This is a genomic window from Mesorhizobium sp. B2-8-5 (assembly GCF_006440675.2).
Lineage (GTDB): Bacteria > Pseudomonadota > Alphaproteobacteria > Rhizobiales > Rhizobiaceae > Mesorhizobium.
Genome location: NZ_CP083951.1, coordinates 5,114,163 through 5,130,054 on the forward strand (window position 1 = coordinate 5,114,163; position 15,892 = coordinate 5,130,054).

The 15,892-nt window shown below is 66.4% G+C and carries 16 protein-coding genes; 6 read left to right on the forward strand and 10 right to left on the reverse strand.

Going from position 1 to position 15,892, the window contains the following annotated elements; translation table 11 throughout:
• Nucleotides 1-88: 88 nt before the first annotated feature.
• The 3 genes from FJ430_RS25230 to FJ430_RS25240 all read right to left on the reverse strand — a co-directional run bounded on the left by FJ430_RS25230 (nt 89) and on the right by FJ430_RS25240 (nt 5,586).
• The gene (locus FJ430_RS25230; RefSeq protein ID WP_226891903.1) at nt 89-2,236 is read right to left on the reverse strand and encodes an ABC transporter ATP-binding protein/permease; all 2,148 of its coding nucleotides are present in this window, start codon (nt 2,234-2,236) and stop codon (nt 89-91) included.
• Between the two features lie 454 nt (nt 2,237-2,690).
• Nucleotides 2,691-4,613 (reverse strand): putative bifunctional diguanylate cyclase/phosphodiesterase, encoded by a 1,923-nt coding sequence (locus FJ430_RS25235; RefSeq protein ID WP_226891905.1) that lies wholly within the window; start codon nt 4,611-4,613, stop codon nt 2,691-2,693.
• Nucleotides 4,614-4,818: 205 nt separating this feature from the next.
• A complete protein-coding gene (locus tag FJ430_RS25240) occupies nt 4,819-5,586 on the reverse strand; it encodes an alpha/beta hydrolase (RefSeq protein ID WP_140658502.1) in 768 nt (255 codons plus the stop codon).
• A 182-nt stretch (nt 5,587-5,768) separates the two neighbouring features.
• Here FJ430_RS25240 and FJ430_RS25245 point away from each other — a divergent pair, with 182 nt between their 5' ends.
• The 4 genes from FJ430_RS25245 (at nt 5,769) to FJ430_RS25260 (ending at nt 9,893) form a co-directional block, all read left to right on the forward strand.
• Nucleotides 5,769-7,316 (forward strand): winged helix-turn-helix domain-containing protein, encoded by a 1,548-nt coding sequence (locus FJ430_RS25245; protein ID WP_140703477.1) that lies wholly within the window; start codon nt 5,769-5,771, stop codon nt 7,314-7,316.
• A 335-nt stretch (nt 7,317-7,651) separates the two neighbouring features.
• Nucleotides 7,652-8,026 carry a GNAT family N-acetyltransferase gene (locus FJ430_RS25250; protein ID WP_210242087.1) on the forward strand — a complete coding sequence of 125 codons (375 nt, stop codon included), beginning with the start codon at nt 7,652-7,654 and terminating at the stop codon, nt 8,024-8,026.
• A 112-nt stretch (nt 8,027-8,138) separates the two neighbouring features.
• Nucleotides 8,139-9,287, forward strand: coding sequence for an amidohydrolase (locus FJ430_RS25255; protein ID WP_140703474.1), 1,149 nt, complete (start codon nt 8,139-8,141; stop codon nt 9,285-9,287).
• 42 nt (nt 9,288-9,329) lie between these two features.
• Entirely contained in the window at nt 9,330-9,893 is a 564-nt protein-coding gene (locus FJ430_RS25260) for a DNA-3-methyladenine glycosylase (protein WP_140703472.1), read from the forward strand.
• Here FJ430_RS25260 and FJ430_RS25265 read toward each other — a convergent pair.
• Nucleotides 9,890-10,204, reverse strand: coding sequence for an EthD family reductase (locus FJ430_RS25265; RefSeq protein ID WP_140703470.1), 315 nt, complete (start codon nt 10,202-10,204; stop codon nt 9,890-9,892). The genes FJ430_RS25260 and FJ430_RS25265 overlap by 4 nt on opposite strands.
• Nucleotides 10,205-10,404: 200 nt before the next feature.
• On the opposite strand from FJ430_RS25265, the gene FJ430_RS25270 reads away from it, so the two are divergent.
• The gene (locus FJ430_RS25270; RefSeq protein WP_140644915.1) at nt 10,405-10,764 is read left to right on the forward strand and encodes a hypothetical protein; all 360 of its coding nucleotides are present in this window, start codon (nt 10,405-10,407) and stop codon (nt 10,762-10,764) included.
• 22 nt (nt 10,765-10,786) lie between these two features.
• On the opposite strand, the gene FJ430_RS25275 is transcribed toward FJ430_RS25270, so the two are convergent.
• Both FJ430_RS25275 and FJ430_RS25280 read right to left on the reverse strand, forming a co-directional pair.
• A complete protein-coding gene (locus FJ430_RS25275; RefSeq protein WP_140703467.1) occupies nt 10,787-11,398 on the reverse strand; it encodes a dihydrofolate reductase family protein in 612 nt (203 codons plus the stop codon).
• Nucleotide 11,399: 1 nt separating this feature from the next.
• Nucleotides 11,400-11,930 (reverse strand): cupin, encoded by a 531-nt coding sequence (locus FJ430_RS25280; protein ID WP_140703465.1) that lies wholly within the window; start codon nt 11,928-11,930, stop codon nt 11,400-11,402.
• Between the two features lie 80 nt (nt 11,931-12,010).
• On the opposite strand from FJ430_RS25280, the gene FJ430_RS25285 reads away from it, so the two are divergent.
• On the forward strand, nt 12,011-12,529 hold the full coding sequence (locus tag FJ430_RS25285) for a hypothetical protein (RefSeq protein WP_140703463.1): 519 nt from the start codon (nt 12,011-12,013) through the stop codon (nt 12,527-12,529).
• A 56-nt stretch (nt 12,530-12,585) separates the two neighbouring features.
• On the opposite strand, the gene FJ430_RS25290 is transcribed toward FJ430_RS25285, so the two are convergent.
• Genes FJ430_RS25290 through FJ430_RS25305 form a run of 4 tightly spaced genes read right to left on the reverse strand, consistent with a single transcriptional unit; the run spans nt 12,586 to nt 15,723 of the window.
• Nucleotides 12,586-13,602: a zinc-dependent alcohol dehydrogenase family protein gene (locus tag FJ430_RS25290; RefSeq protein WP_140703461.1), complete on the reverse strand. Its 1,017-nt coding sequence runs from the start codon at nt 13,600-13,602 to the stop codon at nt 12,586-12,588.
• A 42-nt stretch (nt 13,603-13,644) separates the two neighbouring features.
• Nucleotides 13,645-14,040 (reverse strand): cupin domain-containing protein, encoded by a 396-nt coding sequence (locus FJ430_RS25295; protein WP_140703459.1) that lies wholly within the window; start codon nt 14,038-14,040, stop codon nt 13,645-13,647.
• Between the two features lie 19 nt (nt 14,041-14,059).
• The gene (locus FJ430_RS25300; RefSeq protein WP_140703457.1) at nt 14,060-14,524 is read right to left on the reverse strand and encodes a cyclophilin-like fold protein; all 465 of its coding nucleotides are present in this window, start codon (nt 14,522-14,524) and stop codon (nt 14,060-14,062) included.
• The gene (locus FJ430_RS25305; RefSeq protein ID WP_140703455.1) at nt 14,521-15,723 is read right to left on the reverse strand and encodes an MFS transporter; all 1,203 of its coding nucleotides are present in this window, start codon (nt 15,721-15,723) and stop codon (nt 14,521-14,523) included. Before FJ430_RS25305 ends, FJ430_RS25300 begins: the two co-directional genes overlap by 4 nt.
• Nucleotides 15,724-15,892: the final 169 nt, after the last annotated feature.

The following is a 15,892-nucleotide window of genomic DNA, read 5'->3' on the forward strand; positions in this document are numbered from 1 at the left end:
CAAAGGTGCGGGAGAGGTGGCTCGGTGCGCAGCGCCGAGACGGAGCGGGGGAGCGCCGCTGGCGATTACGCGCCACGTTAGAGTGCCCTTACCCCTTGCTGCCATTCCCGCCGCTGCCCCACAGCGCGCGCTGCAGCAGGCCTCGCGCGCGCTTCTTCGGCGCGAGCTCGACGTCGCTGACCAGCCGCGCCCCGTCCTGGCGCCGTTCCAGCGTGATCTTTCGCGTGTGGAAGGCTTCCAGCTCGGCGCGATGCGCGACGCTGATGATGGTTACCTGGGGCAGTTCCTGGATCACCGTCCGCATCATCTTGTCCTGGCTCTTCTCGTCCAGCGCCGAGGTCGCTTCGTCGAGGACCACGATGTCCGGCGCGTGCAGCAGCAGGCGGGCGAAGGCCAGGCGTTGCTTCTCGCCGCCCGACAGCGTCTGGTCCCAGGGCGCCTCTTCCTCCAGCCGGTCCTTCAAATAGGAGAGGCCGACCTTGTCGAGGGCAGCGTCGATCTCTTTCGTCTTCCAGTTGTCGGCGGCGGCGGGATAGGCGGTGGCGCGGCGCAGCGTGCCGGACGGGATGTAGGGACGCTGCGGCAGCATGAACAGCCGCTTGCCGGGGTGGAAATCGACGCTGCCGCTGCCCCAGGGCCAGAGACCCGCGATGGCGCGCACCAGCGTCGACTTGCCCGAGCCGGATTCGCCCGAGACCAGCACGCGCTCGCCGGGCTCGATCATCACCTCGGTTTCCTTGACCACGGCGGTGCCGTCGTCGAGCGTCACGGAAAGATCGTTGAGGCTGAGCATCGCCCCGTCTTCGGTCTCGCCGCGCTGGATGCGGCCGAGCTTGTCGTTCTCTTCGGCGCGCTCCAGCCCGTCCAGCGACATCATCAGCGAGGCGATGCGGTGGGCCGACGCGTTCCAGTCGGCCAGGCGCGGATAATTGTCGACCAGCCAGCCGAAGGCGCCCTGCACGATGGCGAAGGCGGAGGCCGCCTGCATCACCTGGCCCAGCGACATCGAGCCGTCGAGGAATTTCGGCGCGCACAGAAGCACCGGCACCACCGGCGCGAACAGGCTGGAGCCTTGCGAGACCAGTGCCGTGCGCATGTGCTGGCCGGTGAGCCGTGCCCAGCGGCCGAGCACGCCGGCGAAGGTGCGGTCGATGCCGGCGTTCTCCTCCTCCTCGCCGCCGAGCAGCGCGATGCTCTCGCCGTTCTCGCGCACGCGCGTCAGCACGTAGCGGAACTCGGCCTCGGCCTGGTTCTTGTCCTCGGAAAGCTGGACGAAGCGGCGGCCGATGGCGAACATCGAGGTCGAGGTGATCGCCGCGTAGATGACCGCGGTGACGACGAGGAAGCCGGGCACGGTGATGGTGGAGCCGCCCAGCGTAAAACTCAGCGCGCCGCCGATCGTCCACAGCACCACGATGAAGGTCGAGGCCGACAGGAAGGCGTTGAGGACGCCGGCGATGAAATCGACCGGCGATTCGGTGGCGATGCGCAGGTCCTCGGTCAGGCGGGCCTCGGGGTTGGCATGGTCGCCCTTGACGAGGTTGAGCTGGTAGTAGCGGCCGCTGGCCAGCCAGCGCTGGATGACGGCCGTGGTCAGCCAGGAGCGCCAGCGCCGCTGCATGGTCATGCGCAGGTAGACTTGCGCGACCACCAGGCTGATGCTGCCGGCGACCAGCGGCAGGAAGATGCCGCTCAGCCAATAGACGGTGTGGGCGTCGCGCTGCTCGATGGCGTCGAAGATCGCGCGGTTCCAGCGATTGATGCCGTACTGGAACCCGACATTGACGCAGATCAGCGTGAGCAGCCCGATCGTCAGGGGCCAGGCGAGCCTGTCGCCGTGCAAACCCCAATAGCCGCGACCGCTGATCCAGAAGCGCCGCAAAAGGTATTTCTTGCGCGCCCGCTCGGCTTCCTCCGGCGAAAGCGCGGGACCCGGCTCGGCGGCCTCCGGCGGCGGCGACCCGGCATGGCCGATGGCTTCCGGTGCTGCTTCGGCGGGCGCCTTTTGCCCAGGCGGGTTCTCGCCTGCCTGTGGCTTGCGTTGCCGGACTTCGTCGTCCTTCAGCTGGTCTTCTTGAAGTCTGTCTTGCCGCGCCTTCTGCGCGCGCGGCTTCGGGGCGCCACGCGGTTTCGACTGGCGCGGCTTGTCCTGGCGCAGCGGCGCCGAACGCGGCTTGCTTGCACCGCGCTGCGTGGCGCTGTCGGCCGGTTTCGGTTTGTGCTTGGCCGGGGGCATCGCGCGACAACGGCCCAAAAATCAAAAGGTTTCATGCGGGCCGCCCACGCCAATCGCCGAGGGCGCTCCCCCTCTCCGTCTCGGCTTCGCCGAGCCACCCCGCCTTTGGCGGGGGCGAGGAACCGCATGCATTGTCTAATGTAGCTCTGGTCGACCCCCACTCCGTCTCGGCTTCGCCGAGCCACCTCTCCCCCGATCGACGGGGTAGAGGAAGGGCGCCAAGCTTTTGCCGTCGACGCTCGTCCAGCAAGGCTCCCTTCCTTTCCCTCCGGAGGGGGGAAAGGTGGCGCTGCGAAGCAGCGACGGATTGGGGGAACCACGTGGCAATCAAGCCTCGGCCCGATCAGTCACGCCCGTCACACCTCGGAGCGCTCCGCCGCTCCGAGTGCCGCGCCTCACGGCAACCCTACCCTTTCGAAGCTGCTTGCCTGGTGGGTCACGGGCGAGCGACCGATCAGGCGGCGTTGCCGCTGCGGGGATTGCGCTGCGGCTCGAAATGAGCTTCCGCGGCCGATTTGCCGGCGGCGTCGAAGGCAAGCGCGTCTCGCATCGGCAGCGCCGCCGAAAACAGATAGCCCTGCGCGATCATGCAGCCCAGCGAGCGCAGGATCATGCGGTCGGCGTCGGTCTCGACGCCTTCGGCCATCACCTCGATCCCCAGTGTCCGGCCAAGGCCGATGACCGCCTCGACGAGCGCCTGGTCTTCGACGGATTTCGCCAGGTCGCGGACGAAATCCTTGTCGATCTTGATCTTGCGGATGCGGCTGTCCTTCAGCGACACCAGGGTCGAGAAGCCGGTGCCGAAATCGTCGAGCACGATCGATATGCCGGCATCCGCCAGATGCCCGACCTTTTCGTCGACCCGGTCGCGGTCGACCGGCGCCTCTTCGGTGATCTCGATCTCGAGCATCGCGGCGGGCACATTGTTCGCCCGCAGGCCGGTAAGGATCATGTCGTCGACATTGCCGGCCTCGAGCTCGCGCGGCGAAAGGTTCATCGCGACCCGAACATCGCCGCGCCCCTGCTTCACGAGTTCACCGATCATGGCGCAGCAGTTGAGGAACACCGTCTCGGTAAGAAGCGAAAGCAGGCCGGTTTCGCGCGCGGCGGTGACGATCTCGGGCGGCGAGATGGCGCCATGGACGTCATGATGCCAGCGCAGCAGCGCCTCGAAGCCGACGACCGCGTTGCTGTCGAGCCGCACCAGCGGCTGGAACCAGGAGCAGAGCCGGCCTGCCTCGATCGCGCCGCGCAGGTCGCGCTCGATGCGGTTCTTGCGTTCCAGCGCGGCGTCGAGCTCCGCGTCGAACAGGCAATATTCGTTCCTGCCGCCGCGCTTGGCCGCATAGAGCGCGAAATCGGCCTTGAGCAGCATTTCCGTCAGGCGTGGCTTTTCCGCCTGATAGATGCCGATCGAGGCGCCGACGCGCACCGAATTCAGCTCCGGATCCGGATTGGCGATGGCCGCGATGATGGCCGACGCAAGCTCGCCGGCCTGCTGCGGACACCTGTCGGCGGAGAAAAGCAGCACGAACTCGTCGCCGCCGATGCGCGCGATCGTAGCGCCCCGCGGGGCGTGGTCCTCGATCCGGCGCGCCACCTTGACCAAAAGGTCGTCGCCAATGTTGTGGCCATAGGTGTCGTTGACGGATTTGAAGCCGTCGAGGTCGATCAGCATGGCGACGAACGGGCCGTCGGAAAGCCCGAGCTTGGCGATCGCCTGCTCCAGCCCGTAGCGGTTGAGAAGGTTGGTCAGCGGGTCCCGCCTGGAATTGCGCTCCATCTCGGCGGCGAATTCGCGCGCCTCGTATTTGAGGCGGCTGGTCTCGCGGAAACGGGACTGTCCGAGCAGCGCGCTCCTGATCATGCCGCCGAGAAAAAGCAGGATCGTGAAGGCGAGCACGCCATTTTCGACGCCGCCTTGCGCGAACACGCAGCCGGCGGCGGTGAGAAGCGGCAGCACGATGAAGTTGATCGAAGCCGGCACGTAGGAGGTTCCATAAGTGACCGAACCGGCCGAGGTGCCGGCAAGCACGATCAGATAGAGCGGCGCCTGCGGCGTGGTGTATCCGTCGCTGAGCAGCGCCAGGAAAGACCAGGCGACGCCCGACGCCAGCGCCAGCAGGCCATAGAGGGAAAGCCGCGCACCCACCGCCTCCGGCCTGTCGTCGGCAGCATCCGACTGAACAGCGGCAAGCACCACACGCGCGCCATTGATCAAGGCGATCGCGATAAACCACAGCACCGCGGCAAGGCCGCCGCCCGACAAGAGCTGCACCGCCAGGATCAGGGCCGAGAGCACCGTGCCTATGGGCATCGAGATGAAGACGCACTTGCTCAGATCCGCAAGCTGGTCGCGCAGGATGCCTGCTTCCACGGCTTCGCTGCGTCCCTCAGAGGAGAGACCTGCAACCAGCCGCTCATCATGCCCTGTCATGGCCATAGTGGTTAGGCGAGCGGAATGAAAATCGTGTTAAGGATTTCAGCGGTTTACGGTGCATTTCTCGATCAGGGGCCGGCGCGGCAGCCGGAAAGCCCGGGCGCCGCCAGGCGTCCGGGCTGTTCGCAAGGATAAAGCGGTTTCAGTTTTTCGCGGCGGCGGCCTTTTCGATAAGGTCGGCGACGGCCTTGGGGTTGGAGACATAGACGGCGTGGCTGCCGGCCACTTCCACCGTCGTCGCCTTGGCGCGGCTGGCCATCTGGCGCTGCGCCGGCGGCGGGATCATGTGGTCGTCGGTGGCGACGAGGTACCATGACGGCTTCACCTTCCAGGCCGGCTGAGTGACCTTGCCTTCAAGCGCCGCCACACCCCACGGAACCTGCGAGTCGGCCATGAAGGACGCGAGTTCGGGCTTGACGTCGGCGGCGAAGGAGGCGGCGAACTTCGCCTTGTCCAGCATCAGGAAGCCGTCGACGGGCGGCAGGATCGGGGGCACCGGAGCGCCAGCAGGCGGGTTGGCGATCAGCGAGGAGACCGACTCGCCGGCGTCCGGCGCGAAGGCGGCGATATAGACGACGCTCTTCACCTTGGGATCGGTGCCGGCTTCCGACACCACGACGCCGCCATAGGAATGGCCGACCAGGATGACGTCGCCCTTGGCGGCGGCGATGGCGCGCCTGGTGACGGTGACGTCGTCGGCCAAGGAGGTGGTCGGGTTCTGGACGATGGTGACGTCGTAGCCGTCCTTCTTCAGCTGCTGGTAGACGCCGTCCCAGCCCGAGCCGTCGACGAAGCCGCCATGGACGAGGACGACGGATTTCGCTGGCTCGGCCTTGGCCGCGAAGGTTGCCGATGCGGTTGCGCCGAGAGCGAGCGCGGCGGAAGCGATGATTGCTGCGGTGGTCGACATTTTGAGTTCTCCTGTTCAAAGTTGTTTGCGTTGCTTGCAGGAGGACTATGCGACGGCGCGGCCGGGCTCGCTTTCAGGCGGCCTTCAGGACTTCTTGATTTTCCCTTGAGATCGCTTTGATTTTGCGTGCCCGACGCGATTAGAGTGTCCCATATTCACGGCGCGGCCCGGAGCAATTGATTTTGGCGTATCATTTCGAGGACTTTGCACTGGACGGCGACCGGCGCGAATTGCGCCGCGGCAGCGACCTGATCGCCGTCGAGCCGCAAGTGTTCGATCTTCTGCAATATCTGATCCGCAACCGCGACCGGGTGGTGAGCAAGGACGACCTGGTCGACGCCGTGTGGCAGGGCCGCATCGTTTCCGACGCGACTTTGGCCAGCCGCGTCAACGCTGCCCGCAATGCCCTCCAGGACAGCGGCGAGCAGCAGCGGCTCGTCCGAACCATCCTGCGCCGCGGCTTTCGCTTCGTCGGCAGCGTGCGCGAGGAAGGCGGGGCGCAGCCGCTCCCTTCGGTAGAGGAGCCGCCCTGCCCCGAGCCTTCCGCCCGCCCGTCGATCGCCGTGCTGCCCTTCCAGAACATGAGCGGCGATGCGGAACAGGATTATTTCGCCGACGGCATGGTCGAGGACATCATCACCGGTCTGTCGCGTATCCGCTGGCTGTTCGTCATCGCGCGGAATTCGAGCTTCACCTACAAGGGCCGCGCGGTGGACGTAAAGCAGGTCGGGCGCGAGCTCGGCGTGCTTTATGTGCTGGAAGGGTCGGTGCGCAAGGTGGGCAACCGCGTGCGCATCACCGGACAGCTCATCGATGCCGAGGACGGCAGCCATCTGTGGGCCGAGCGATACGATCGCGACCTCACCGACGTGTTCGCGCTGCAGGACGAGATCACCATCTCCGTGGTGGCGGCGATCGAGCCCAACCTGCGCCGGGCCGAGATCGAACGCGTCAAGCGCCAGCGGCCCAACAGTCTCGATGCCTACGACCTTCTGCTACGGGCGCTCCCCGCCGTCTACACTTTCATGCCGCAAGGTGCGGCCAAGGGCCTGCCGCTGCTCGACCAGGCTCTGGCCATCGAGCCGACCTACGCACTCGCCCACGGCTTTGCCGCCTGGGCACACCAGACCCTGTTCATCCGCGGCGGTCTCAAAGCAGAGCATCGCGACAGGGCGGCCCGCCACGCTCATGCGGCGATCGAACATGGGTCGGGCGACGCCATGGCGCTGGCCTTGGCCGGCTTCACCATCGGTCTGGTCGAGCATGACCGCAGGCTTGCCGACGAGGCGTTTGCCGCGGCGCTTTTGCTCAGCGCCTCCTGCGCCTTCGTCTATGCCTTCGGCTGCGTGCCGGTGGCCTATGGCGGCGATGCGGCACGCGCCATCGCCTGGTGCGAGCAGGCGATGCGGCTCTCGCCGCTCGACGCCATGAGCTGCGTGCCGCAAGGCATTATCGGCTTCGGCAATTTTCTGTCTGGCCGGCATGAACAAGCCATCATTGCCGGCCGCCGCGCGGTAGAGATGACCCCGGGCTTCAGCATCCTGCATGGCTGGCTAGCGGCGCCGCTGGCCAGGGTCGGGCGGATCGAGGAGGCAAAGGCCTCCGCCAGGCGGCTGATGGCGCTCGATGCGCATTTCACGATCAGCGGCTGGACGGCGGCCGTCGGGATTGCGCCTGGGATTATCGATGAGGTGACCGACGCGCTGCGGCTCGCGGGGCTGCCGGAATAAACGGTGGAGCATGGACACTCTTGGCCCGACCGAGCTCAGGCTGATGCAGGGCCTCGCCCAGGACGTGACGGCGCTGCGGCCGGAACTGCTTAACGGCGATGCGACAATCGGCGAATTGGCCTGGGTCTGGGCCAAGGATTTCGATGCGCTCAGCCCCTTCTGGCGGCATCGGCTGTGGTTCGTGGATGGGCGGCTGGCGGCATGGGGATGGGCCTGCCTGCCCCATCGGGTGCCGCCCGGCGGCGGCACGGTGCACGAGGTCGAGACCGCCAATCTGATCTGGCAGACGCATCCGCACCGCGCCGCGATGCTCGGGCAAATCCTCGACTGGTACGATGAGGTCGCCGGCGTCGCGCTTCAACGAGGCCGCGTTCGAACGCGTGCGGCGGACCTGGCCGTACCGGGGCGACCTGCATGTGCTCATCGCCGCGCCCGACGACACGCTGGCCGCCACCGCGATCATCTGGCTGGACGAGACGACGCGGACCGCCGAATTCGAACCGGTCGGCACGCATCGCGATTTTCGCCGGCGCGGACTGGGCACCGCCTTGCAATTGCACGGCATGCGGCTGGCGAAAGCCGCGGGCGCCACGCGCATGTTGGTCGCCTGCCGCGGCGCCCCGGCGGATCCGGCCGCCCGGTACATGTATTACGGCGTCGGCTTCCGCCCGATCAGCCGCGACCTGCCGCAGGTGAAGGTGGTCAGATAGCGGCTTTGTTTTTGCGAAGGCCGATGGACCATCGGAATTGATCGGCATGGCACGGCGCGAGAAAAACCCTATCGTGTTTGTGTGACCGGCAAGCCAATCGGAGCCCCAACCCATGACCCTCACCAATCGAGACATCGTCGAGCTGACCGAATGGCGACGCAAGCTGCACCGCCAGCCGGAAATCTCGAACGAGGAGGAGAAGACGGCGAGCGAGGTCGTCGCCTTCCTCGCCGATACGGCGCCGGACAAGGTGCTGACCGGGCTCGGCGGCCATGGCGTGGCTGCGGTCTATGACAGCGGACAGGCCGGGCCGACGGTGCTGTTCCGATCGGAGCTCGACGCGCTGCCGATCGAGGAGCTTTCGGGCGTCGCGCATGCCTCGCAGGTGCCAGGCAAGTCGCATATGTGCGGCCATGACGGGCACACGGCGATCCTGGCGGCGCTCGGCCGTCAATTCGGGCGCGAAAGGCCGGCACGCGGCCGCGTGGTCTTGATGTTCCAGCCGGCCGAGGAAACCGGCAACGGCGCGGCCGGCGTTGTCGCCGATCCGCGCTTCGGCGAGATTCAGCCTGATTTCGCGTTTTCGCTGCACAACCTGCCGGGCGTGCCGTTCGGCGAGGCGCGGCTGAAGGCCGGCACCGTCAACTGCGCCTCGCGCGGCATGCGCATCGTGCTCGAGGGCAAGACCGCGCATTCCTCGATGCCGGAAACCGGCACCTCGCCGATGCCGGCAGTGAGCGAGCTGATGCCGGCGCTCCCAGCGCTCGGGCGCGGGACCTTCGCTGATGAGGATTTCGGCATGGTGACCGTCACCCATTGCGCGATGGGCGAAGCCGTGTTCGGCATCGCGCCCGGCTACGCGGAAGTGTGGGCGACGCTGCGCACGCGCCGCGACGAGCGCATGGCCGAACAGGTCGCCGCCGCGGAAGCGCTTGCGGCAAAAATCGCCGCCAGGCACGGCGTTACCGTGCGCTTCGACTATCACGAAATCTTCGTCGCCAGCGTCAACGCGCCGGACGCGGTGGAGCATCTCAACCGCGCGCTCGACGAGGAAGGCGTTTTACGCAGCGAGGAGACGCTGCCGATGCGCGCCTCTGAGGATTTCGGCATTTTCGGCCACAATGCCAAGTCGGCGATGTTCTTCCTCGGCGCCGGCGAGCGCACCCCCTCGCTGCACAATCCCGACTATGATTTCCCCGACGATCTCATCCCGATCGGCTCGCGGATCTTCATGCGCACGGCGCGCAATCTTTTGGGTTGAGCGGCGCGCCAAAGATGGCCTGCCCGATCGACGTCAATCACCATGCCATTTAGTGCTGGCTCCGCCGCCGACTTCTTCGCCCGCGACGCGGTTGTCGTGGCACGCGCGCTGATCGGCGCGAGGCTCGACCTCAGTGGCGTCGGCGGCATCGTCGTCGAAACCGAGGCGTACCGGCCCGACGACCCCGCCTCGCACAGCTTTCGCGGCCGCACGCCGCGCAACGCGCCGATGTATGGCGTGCCCGGCACCGCTTACGTGTACCGCTCCTATGGACTGCATTGGTGCCTGAACGCGGTGTGCCTGCCGGGCAGCGCGGTGCTGATCCGCGCCATCCAACCGCAATCCGGTATCGCCGCCATGCGCGCGCGGCGCGGAATGGATGACGAGCGGCTGCTCTGCTCAGGCCCCGGCAAGCTTTGCCAGGCGCTCGGCATCGACGGCTCGCACAACCGCCTGCCGCTGACCGCACCACCTTTCGAATTCGCCCGTTCCGAAGCCGACCCGGCCGCGATCCTCGCCGGTCGCCGGATCGGCCTGACCAAGGGCGTGGAAGCCGAGTGGCGCTTTGGCCTCGGCGGATCGGCTTATCTCAGCCGCAGGTTCTAAACCTCCCTGCTGTCGAAAAGGAACATCTGGACGCCCGACTCGTCAGGTGCGTAAAGCCGGCGATCAGCGCCCGCCGCTTTTCCTTCCGGGCTCGCGAAACCCTTCTTCATGGCGTCGAGATCGTCGAAATGCAGCATCCCGATCAGGTAGATGTCGGATGGTCCGGCCAGCACCGTGATAGGCCCCCGGCTGACCTCGTATTTCCTGAGACCCGGAATTTTCTTGGCAAGCGGTATGTGCGTCTCGAAATAATCCTTGTCGAACGCCTGCGCGTCCGCCGGCTGCTTGTAGATGACGATCATTCCAGCCATTGCGGTTCTCCTTTTTGCGATGGACGAACCAAGGACGAAATGGCGGGTGGAAATGGAACGGGGCGTTGAAAAGAATCCGGGAACCGGGCTCGAAGTGCGACGATGCGGCCCTCGGTCCTTCCATCCGCTTTCGAGCCGTCTCGCTTGTGCGAAGACGCGTTCCGTGTAGTCTTCGCCCTAAATTAGCAGAGACTCAAACAATGAGAATTGCGGTGATCGTCGCGCTGAGCGCGGCAGCGGCTGGGTGCGTATCCTCCCCAGTCGACTATGGCGCCTCGCTTCCCCAGCAGGATCCGAAATGGGCGTCGCCGGAATGCCAGCAGGCCCGCAAGGCGGCCTCGGATTACGCCACCCGCGAGAAGCAGAACCCCGGCTGGGGCTTCGGCGTGCTGGTTGGCCCCTACAGCATGGGGCTAGTCGCGGCCGCCAAGGAGCACGAGCAGCAGCAGCGACGGCTGCTCGCCCGCCAGATACACCTGCAGTGCTCGAGCCAGCCGCTGCCGAAGGAACTGGATTTCGATCCGTCGACCTACGCGCCGAAGAAGACACATTATCCATAGGCTGTGGGCCGCGGCCCGGTTTCTACCGCAGCCGCTCCGCCGCGCCCTCCCCGTCGAACGCGTAGGTTAGGACCGCAACGCCCGTCGCGGTCGATACCAGGTCCGACAGCTTCAGCGCCGACGGCGCCTGCCCCGGCTCAAAAAGGCGCGAGCCTTCCCCCAGCACCAGCGGGTGGACCATCAGCACCAGCTCATCGATCAGCCCGTGCCGCATCAGCGCGCGCAGCAGCTTGCCGCTGCCGAACATGACCAGCGTCTTGTCGTGGCCTTGCTTGAGCGCGCGCACGGCCTCCCCGGCATCGCCGGCAAGCAGCGTCGAATTCTCCCAGCGCGGTTCGTAGCCGGCGTCATGCGAGGCGACGAATTTCTGCGCGCCGGTCAGCGCCCTGGTCATCGGACTGGCTGGCTGGCGGACAGCCCAGGCTTCGTGAAGATCCTCATAGGTCGTCCGGCCGGCGAGCAGCGACCAGCCGCCGGCCATGGCGCGTCCGATGACCTCCTGCATCTGCGGGTCGCTGCCCGCAATGCCCCAGCCGCCATGTGCAAAACCGTTGCGCGTGTCTTCATCGGCGCGCGCAGGCGCCTGGAAGACACCGTCCAGCGTCAGATGCTCGATGGCGACGATCCTTGCCATTTCAGCCTTCGCTCCATGCTTTCAGCAGCGGCCCGTCGCCGCCATGGACCGGATCCTTGTCCGGCCGGCCGATCTTCGGGATCGTGCGCAGTGCCTCGGCGTGCTGCTCCGGGCTCCGGCACAAATCATAGGTGCCGAAGGGCGGATACGCGCCGACTACCAGAAGATCGGCCGAGGCGGACAGGCGCTGGTGGCCGGTGCCGGCCGGCAGCACCGCCACGTCGCCCGCCTTGACCTCGAGCACCTTGCCCTTATCGCCGCCGAAGCGGACCTCGGCGGCGCCGCGCGCGATGCCCAGCACCTCGTGGATGCGCGAATGATAGTGGACGAAGCCGTAGATGCCGTCTCGCCAGCTGTCGCCCCAGCCATTGGCGCCGAAAATACCCTCAAAGACGGCCGCCGGATCGACGTCGTCCGGCAGTTGCACCGCGCCGGGATAGACGAGCATCGGCCAGCGCGGATGGTTGGGCACCAGCCCGTCATCGGCAAAGTGGAAGGCGAGCGGTTCCTTTTTGTTGACAGATTGTGCCATCCTTGCGGCTTCCTGCATGGTCTTAATCGGACCTAACGGTTTTCCGCGGATTTTGCTCCGGCCAGTCCGAGGAGGTCACAATGGCGGCGTTTCGTCTTTCGGCAATCGGCCTTTTTGCATCGGCACTTGCCTTTACCGCCGCTGCCGCCGGCAACGCCACGGCGGCGGCTGCGCAGGATCTCCACAAGCTCTGCCGCCAGGTGAAGAACGACGACACGGTCCGCCCCTATTCGCACGCGCTTCACGCCGGCACCGTCAAGGCATTCAAGAAGCTGTTTCCGGAGGCCAAGAGCGCGCCGCAGGAATCGGAGCTTGCGACGCAAGCCAACTATCGCTGCATGAACGGCAAGCTGCTGGCCTGCTTCGTCGGCGCCAACCTGCCCTGCGCGAAGATGAACGCCGCGCGCGACAATCCCGGCGCGGACGAGTTCTGCAGGACCAACCCGAATGTCGACGTCGTGCCGGCTTTCGCGACGGGACACGACGCCGTCTATGCCTACAAATGCGCGGCTGGCAAGGCGGTGATCACCGGCCAGTCATGGGTGCTCGACAAGCGCGGCTTTGCCACCAAACTGTGGGCCGAAGTGCCCCGGTACTGACATGCGCGGGTCCTCGGCCCGACTGCCGAGGGCTCGCGGCCACCTGCCGGCGAAACCTAGACCTCGAGCATGACCTTGACGGCGCGGCGCTCGTCCATCGCGCGGTAGCCTTCCGCCACCTCGGCCAGCGGCAGCTTGAGGTCGAAGACCTTGCCGGGCTTGATGCGGCCTTGCAGCACGCGCTCCATCAGGTCGGGCAGGAAGCGGCGCACCGGCGCCGGGCCGCCCAGCATGCGCTTCTGGCCGAAGAACAGGCGCTGGCCGTCGAAGCTCACGCCATGCGGCACGCCGACATAACCAATCGTGCCACCGGGCCGCGAGCAGGCCAGTGCCTGGTCGAAGGATTCTCCCGTGCCGACACATTCCAGCACCGAATCCGCGCCGACGCCCCTGGTCAGCTCCTTGATGCGCGCAATGCCTTCCTCACCGCGCTCGGACACGATCTCGGTGGCGCCGAATTCGCGCGCGAGTTTCTGGCGGCTTGCATGGCGGCTCATGGCGATGATGCGCTCGGCGCCCATCTCCCTGGCCGCGAGCACGCCCATCAGGCCGACCGCGCCGTCGCCGACGACGACCACCGTCGATCCTTCGCACACCTCGGCCGCATCGGCCGCGTACCAGCCGGTCCCGAGCACGTCCGACACCGCCAGCAAGTCAGGGATAAGCTCCACCGGCGGAACCTCGGAAGTCGTCACCAGCGTCCCGTCGGCCAGCGGCACGCGGGCGTAAGGCGCCTGGGCGCCGCTCATGAACTCGCGCTGCTCGCAGGAGGACTGGAAGCCGAAGCGGCAATGCGGGCAGGTGTTGTCGGAGAGGCAGAAGGAGCCGACGACGAACTGGCCGGGACGGACATTGCGCACCTCGCAGCCCACCTCGACCACGATGCCGCAATATTCATGACCCATGTGCTGCGGGCCGTCGACCGGCTGCAGCCCGCGATAGGGCCACAGGTCCGAGCCGCAGATGCAACTGGCCGAGAGCTTGATGATGGCGTCCGTCGGGCGCAGGATTTTCGGATCGGCGACTTCCTCGCAGCGGATGTCGCCGGGCTTGTGAAGAACAGTTGCGAGCATTTGCTTTCCTTTCGTTCAATCAGACAGGGTCGGGCAGGAAGCTCAGGCGCCGTAATCGGCGTCGCTGACGTGTTCCAGCCAGTCGACGACCTTGCCGTCCTTGACCTCCTGGAGGGCGATGTGGGTCATGGCGGTTGCAGGGGACGCGCCATGCCAGTGTTTTTCGCCAGGCGCGAACCAGACGATGTCGCCCGGCCGGATCTCCTCCACCGGGCCGCCCTCGCGCTGCACGCGGCCGAGGCCGGAAATGACCATCAGCGTCTGTCCGAGCGGATGCGTGTGCCAGGCGGTGCGGGCGCCGGGCTCGAAAGTGACCTGCGCGCCTTGCACCCGCTCGGCGTCGAAGGGATTGAAGAGCGGATCGATCCGCACGGTGCCGGTGAACCAACTTGCCGGACCCTTGCCGGAAGGCCGCGTGCCTGCGCGAAGAATGTCCATGGTAATCTCCTTTACGTCGTCAAATGCGTTCGATGTGAAGAGGGAAAGCGCCGCGACCGTGCAAGGCCTCCTGGCCCCCGTCGAAGCGGCCGAGCCTGATCAGCCCGGGATGGCGATAATCGGCGTAAAACATCGCCAGATTGCCCCAGGGCATGAAATAGCAGAGATCGTAGGGCTGCTCGTTGCCAAATGGACCGCTGCCCTCCCCGGTCAGCTTGCGCGGCAGGTAGGCGATCTTCTCATTGTGCGCGTAGTCCTCGATCTTGAGATCCAGCGGCAGCATCGGGAAGAAGTCCCGCGCAGAAGGATTGTCGTGGAGCGTGGCGGTCATGGTCCGGCCATCGAACGTCATCCTGATCCTCATGTCGGTCGGCTCCTGGTTGGCCGGGTCCCTGCCCTGTTGGCTGTTGGCCGGCCGCGGCATGACCACGGTTGCAAGCGCGGCGCAGAGCAGCGTTCGCCGGCTGACCGGTTGTCGCGTCATCTATGGCTGCTCCCGCGCGCTGTCGCCGCGGCGGCAAGCAGCGCCGAACCGAGAAGCAGCACGGCGCCGAGCGCGAAGGGGCTCCACCAGCCGGCGGCATCGAACAGCAGCCCGCCAGCGAAGGCGCCGAAGGTGATGGCGAACTGGATCAGCGCGACCTGCAGCCCGCCGCCCGCCTCGAGATCGTGCGGGATCACCCGGGTCATCCAGGTGTTCCAGGCGACGGGAATCGGCGTGGTGAACAGGCCCCAGGCGATCAGCAGGACGGCGGCCGCGATGGCGAACGGACCGAGCGCGACCAGCAGCAACGCGATGAGCGCCAGAACCGTCGGCAAGCCGACCAGCACGGCCGCGAGATGCAAGCGGAGCAGGAACCCGACCGCCGACGTGCCGACCAGGCCCGCAAGCCCCAGCCCAAGCAGCACCAGCGACAGCGTATTCACCTCAAGGCCGGTGACGTTTTCGAGGAAGGGGCGCAGATAGGTGGAGAGCGCGAACTGGCCCATGAAGGCGAGCGTGGTGGCCGCCATGCCGATGGCGAAGACGCGATTGCCGAGCAGGCCCAGCATTTTGCCGACCGAAGCCTGCTCACCCGCGGGCATTTTCGGCAGGACGGCAAGCTGCCAGACAATCGCGAGGAGGCCGATCGGAACGACGATGAAGAAGGCGCCGCGCCAGCCGATCAGGCCGCCGAGAAAACTTCCGAGCGGCGCCGCGATCACCGAGGCGAAGGCCGTTCCGCCCTGCAGCATGGCGATCGCCCTGGGCAGGTCGGCGCCAGGCACGATGCGGGCCAGGATAGCGGTGGACAAGGACCAGAAGCCGCCGATCGACACGCCGATCAGGGCCCGGCCGAGCATGAAGACGAGATAGTTCGGCGCGAAGGTGATCGCCAGGCCGGAGACCACGAGGATGGCCGTGTAGAGGACAATGACGGTCCGCCGGTCCAGCCGCGACAAGAGCGCATTGCCGAACAGGCTGGCGAGGACCGCGAAGAAGCCGGAGACGGAGATCGCCTGGCCGGCCTGACCCTCGGAGATGGCGAGTTCATTGGCAATGGGGGTGAGCAGGCTGACCGGCATGAACTCCGACGCCACCAGCACGAAGGTGAGCAGCGACAGGCATGTCACCGCTCCCCACGCGCTGGGCGCTTTCACCGCTTGGGCTTTCGCCAATTGGCTGTCGTAGGTCGTATCCATATGCCGCGACCCGCCGTCGGGCCCTCCAGTCATTTCGCTGGCGGCTATATAGATCACTGGCACTATTCACATTAGCCATTGCAATCTGCATGAACTTATCCATTCTTGATATGAATTGACGAGTGGTGGCCACGAACCGCCACAGCTTGAACGAGCGGCCGAGCCAGGA

Excerpts from the sequence above, each read along its gene's own strand:
- FJ430_RS25290 (WP_140703461.1), bottom strand. The coding sequence starts at position 13,602 with ATGCTCGCAACTGTTCTTCACAAGCCCGGCGACATCCGCTGCGAGGAA.
- FJ430_RS25250 (WP_210242087.1), top strand. The coding sequence starts at position 7,652 with ATGAGGTCGCCGGCGTCGCGCTTCAACGAGGCCGCGTTCGAACGCGTG.
- FJ430_RS25285 (WP_140703463.1), top strand. The coding sequence starts at position 12,011 with ATGGCGGCGTTTCGTCTTTCGGCAATCGGCCTTTTTGCATCGGCACTT.
- FJ430_RS25230 (WP_226891903.1), bottom strand. The coding sequence starts at position 2,236 with ATGCCCCCGGCCAAGCACAAACCGAAACCGGCCGACAGCGCCACGCAG.
- FJ430_RS25240 (WP_140658502.1), bottom strand. The coding sequence starts at position 5,586 with ATGTCGACCACCGCAGCAATCATCGCTTCCGCCGCGCTCGCTCTCGGC.
- FJ430_RS25260 (WP_140703472.1), top strand. The coding sequence starts at position 9,330 with ATGCCATTTAGTGCTGGCTCCGCCGCCGACTTCTTCGCCCGCGACGCG.
- FJ430_RS25275 (WP_140703467.1), bottom strand. The coding sequence starts at position 11,398 with ATGGCAAGGATCGTCGCCATCGAGCATCTGACGCTGGACGGTGTCTTC.
- FJ430_RS25265 (WP_140703470.1), bottom strand. The coding sequence starts at position 10,204 with ATGGCTGGAATGATCGTCATCTACAAGCAGCCGGCGGACGCGCAGGCG.
- FJ430_RS25270 (WP_140644915.1), top strand. The coding sequence starts at position 10,405 with ATGAGAATTGCGGTGATCGTCGCGCTGAGCGCGGCAGCGGCTGGGTGC.
- FJ430_RS25280 (WP_140703465.1), bottom strand. The coding sequence starts at position 11,930 with ATGGCACAATCTGTCAACAAAAAGGAACCGCTCGCCTTCCACTTTGCC.
- FJ430_RS25295 (WP_140703459.1), bottom strand. The coding sequence starts at position 14,040 with ATGGACATTCTTCGCGCAGGCACGCGGCCTTCCGGCAAGGGTCCGGCA.
- FJ430_RS25255 (WP_140703474.1), top strand. The coding sequence starts at position 8,139 with ATGACCCTCACCAATCGAGACATCGTCGAGCTGACCGAATGGCGACGC.
- FJ430_RS25300 (WP_140703457.1), bottom strand. The coding sequence starts at position 14,524 with ATGACGCGACAACCGGTCAGCCGGCGAACGCTGCTCTGCGCCGCGCTT.
- FJ430_RS25305 (WP_140703455.1), bottom strand. The coding sequence starts at position 15,723 with ATGGATACGACCTACGACAGCCAATTGGCGAAAGCCCAAGCGGTGAAA.